2 protein-coding genes are annotated in these 3,900 nt (G+C 50.7%); one reads left to right on the top strand and one right to left on the bottom strand.

Translation table 11 applies throughout. The annotated features are described in order from the left end of the window. Positions 1–664 precede the first annotated feature (664 nt). Positions 665–853, bottom strand: a complete 189-nt coding sequence (locus RYZ18_RS14220) for a winged helix-turn-helix domain-containing protein (protein ID WP_411567127.1) — start codon at positions 851–853, stop codon at positions 665–667. A 128-nt stretch (positions 854–981) separates the two neighbouring features. Here RYZ18_RS14220 and RYZ18_RS14120 point away from each other — a divergent pair. After that, positions 982–3,900: hypothetical protein (locus RYZ18_RS14120; RefSeq protein WP_317657508.1), on the top strand; the 2,919-nt coding region annotated here is incomplete at its 3' end.

Genomic DNA, 3,900 nt, shown 5'->3' with positions numbered 1-3,900 from the left:
GTTTGATGCTCGGATTAGATTATTCGCATCATCCCTAGTTAAGCATAGATCAGGCCGCATCTTGAGTAAGCCTAAGGCTGTAATTGGAATGTTGCCTCTGCGGATGAGTTCAAGCTCCAGCCTGGCAGGCATAAGCTCGCTGAAGGTCACCAGCTGATCAATCGGCAACTCCACCGGCAGGTTACTCAGTAGAAACACCCGTTTTTGAAAAGGGGCATGAACTAAACGTAAACTGTGGGTAAGTGCTGACGCAACCGAGGGTCATTCCCTGATGGGAAGCGGGAGGGGACTGCACCACCACACAGCTTCAGTGTCGCGCCAACGTTACAACCATCCGCTGAATGTTATCAAATCACAAACAACCGTTTTCTTTAGATCGATCGTTGGACAGACAAAATGGTTTTCGCTTCGGGCAGGGTATCAAGCACAAGCATCGCAGCCGAGGTTGAATCACGGGCGAAGATTAACTGACCATCGATTTTATTACCCTGATCATCAAGATAGTCTACGAGATATGGCTTTAGCCTACCTTTGTTCATCGCCGCATCCTCATAGTTTGTTTGCCTATGATACGAGCCTCAAGTTCGTATGGATCATTTTGGGAAATAGACGGACGAAGACTGTTGTGACCTAAACGTCAAACGCCTTTAAGCTGGTGGCCTCGTCATACGAACACGAACTGCACGTCACTTCTCAAGCGATAGCCGAAGCCTCGCATTGTCTCAATCAGGCTGGCCTCCAAGCCAATGGCTTCCATTTTTCTACGAAGACGCAACAACCGGACCTCTAGGGCTTTGGAGTTGTAGTTATCGAGATCAAAGCCCAAGCATTCAGCTATCTCATGTCGCTCCAGCGCTGTGCTTGGGATGGAGATGCGGTTTTAGGCGCGGCCCACTAATGTAGCATCACGCTCTTGTTGTGACTTGCCATGAGACCTTCTGATCACCATTTCAGTAGTTCCCTGGTAAGGACTACCTGAACATGCCCAAACACTCTCAACACGACTTCGTCACGATCCTTGAATCAGAACGGCTATCGGCGAAGCGCGTGGAGATTGGTCAAGATGGTCTACCAAGTATTAGGCGGATAGAACCAAGCCTTTTATTCAATGTTGAAGAGTATGAGGTGAGTGGGCTGGATGACCTGCATGCTATGCTTTTAAAGCTTCAGCATGATCCACACAAAATGGTCATCCGTGGGCGTTTGATCGAAGGGAAGCCTACTGAGGGCATACGCAGATTATCTCGAGATCAAGTGGGCTACGCAAAGACTTTCGACCCCTCGCCGAGACGATGGGTGATGATTGACATCGACAATCTTCCCTTGCCGTCTGACTGGGCAGATATTGACCCATCAGCTGATCAGATCCTCCAATCCACTCTGGCAGCCCTACCTACTGAGTTCCACAACGCCGCTTGCGTCTATCAGTGGTCCAACAGCATGGGGTTCAAGCCGAACCAAATTAGGGTGCATTTATGGTTTTGGTTGGGTCGTGCGATCAACGATCAAGAAGCCAAGTCATGGTTGGCAGACTATCCTGTTGATCTCAGCCTTTATCGAACCGTGCAGCCGCATTACACAGCCAATCCTGTGCTTGGCCCGGGTATAATTGATCCAATCGCCAAACGTGTGGGCCTTTATGTTCCCGATGGCGCGACAAAGGTCGTAGAAGTTCCAGACAACCTGTCGCAAAAAGCCTCTTTAGTCCAAAGCAACAGACGGTTTAAGAACTCTTCTGCTGTGATAGACGGCCAGAATATCGCTCGTGATCGTGAGACAGGATTGGTGGTTGATGGGAGGGAACGCTTCCTACTCCTGAAGTCAAACGATGCAGTCAGAGAGCTTCTCAAGGAACGCAATGACCCTCGAGGCTATCCGAGTGAGCAGGCCATTGCTGAACGCACATGGCAGCTGTTTTCCGCTGAGGCAGATCTGGAAGATGGCAAGTGGAGCTATGAGAATGCACGTGCTGAGGCTCGTAGACGCCGGGCTGAGTTAGAAAGTGGTGCATACACATTTGTCTCCCGGACTGATGTTACAACACTCGAGCCGGCATATGCACCCTATCTTGATCTGGACCTGGTAACGGCTGATGAGGCGGCTAAGCGGCTTGATACTGCACTTGAGCGGTTCTTTCAGAGTGTTGATGACGCCCCTCGCATGGCCCTTCGGATCACGATGGGTGCAGGCAAAACACGCAACACGCTGAAGCATTTGCAAAAGTGGCTTGCGGGACAGTTCGGTCAAAAAGTTGAAGTATATGTGCCACGGCACGATCTTGCAGATCAGTATATTTGTGATCTTCAGGCTCTCGAAGGTGGGATTAAAGCTGAAGTCATTCGGCATTACCCAAGAACTGGAGGGGCCAAAGGGGATCTGCCGGTCCTGTGCCTCCGACCAGATTATGTTCGCAGTCTCGAGGCTGCAAAGGTTGGAGTCTTCCAAGCAGCGTGCCGAAGCAATGACGGCGAGCGGTGTGAGCATTACGAGGCCTGCCCTTATATCGCGCAATACAACAGCCCAGATTTGTCATCTGACAATAACGGCAATGTGGTCCGGGTCTTCGTTCATTCCCACCTGGGGTTGCCAAGAAACCCCCTGCAATCAGACGCTGATCTGGTCATCATAGATGAGGCGTTCCTAGATCAGGTGATTAGCACTGATATGCGTCTGGCTCCCGCCCAGATTAAGCCACACATTGTGACTGATCGTCATCCAAAACTAGGCCGGCGTATTGTGGAGGCTCTTGAGGACGGTGACCCATTGTTGCAGTTCCTTCGGGAGGAAGGCGTTACCGTTGAGGATTTAGATGAGATCAATCTAGATGGCTTGCGGCCAAGCGTATCATTCTCCTCAACATGCAACTCGCCCTTGTCCACAACAGGTAATGCGGGACTTCATCGATCTCTCTCGCAGTTTGTGAGGATACTTCGAGAAGAGCTGTCCCTTTCTCCTCCGCGTGATCATATCGAACGCTTGGTCTATGACCCAAAAGCAGATGAAATCCGCATGGCTGTTTTGCGTGAGATAGACATCCCCGACACCACGGCCGTTTTACTTTTGGATGCCACGGCCGATCAAACCCTCCTCGAACAAGTTATCGGCCCTGTGTCAATCGAGCGGATTGATGTGAAGCAAAAAGCCGTTGTCACGCAAGTCTATGACCGCACGGGCAGAAAGGCCTCTTGGAGTGGCACCAATGCTCCCTTGGATGAACTTATTGAAGTTGCGAATGCTTGGGCAGAATTTGGAGAGAAGCCTCTGATTGTTGCTAACAAGGCAGCAGCAGACAAGCTGAGAGATAACCCCAAGCGGCATAAAGATGTGGTTGTGATGCACTTCCAAGCTTTGCGAGGAAGCAACGCTGCCGAAGATTGTTCAGTGATCTTCATTGCGGGGCGGAACATGCCTCCACCTCCCGAAGTGGATCTCAAAGCGAGAGCCTTGTTCTGGGATGGGGCTGAACCCCTTCAGCATGATGAAGCGGCTCAATTTAGGCTGAAAGGTGCAGACACCCCTAAAAAGGCCACACAGTTCAGAGGCTATATTCAATCCAGTCGCAACCCGCGTCCGCAGTCTGGCATTCATGTTCTTGCCTTCTCGGATGCACGTATAGATGCACTCTTAGCTCAATCCCGAGATGCCGAGACGATGCAGGCTTTAGGCCGTTTACGATTAGTTCATGCCCCTTATCAAAAACGGGTGTTTCTACTCAGTAACCTGCCGGTGGAGTTGCCGATTGATCAGTTGGTGACTTTCAGCGAGCTGATGCCTGCTAGGCTGGAGCTTGAACTCATCCGCAGAGGCAACATTCCAATTACAGCCTTAGGCTTACTCAAGATGCGGCCTGATCTATGCTTAACTAGGGATGATGCGAATAATCTAATCCGAGCATCAAAC

The sequence above is a fragment of the Roseovarius sp. 10 genome (assembly GCF_033100315.1).
Taxonomy (GTDB): domain Bacteria; phylum Pseudomonadota; class Alphaproteobacteria; order Rhodobacterales; family Rhodobacteraceae; genus M30B80.
This window is presented reverse-complemented; position numbering and strand designations above follow the sequence as displayed.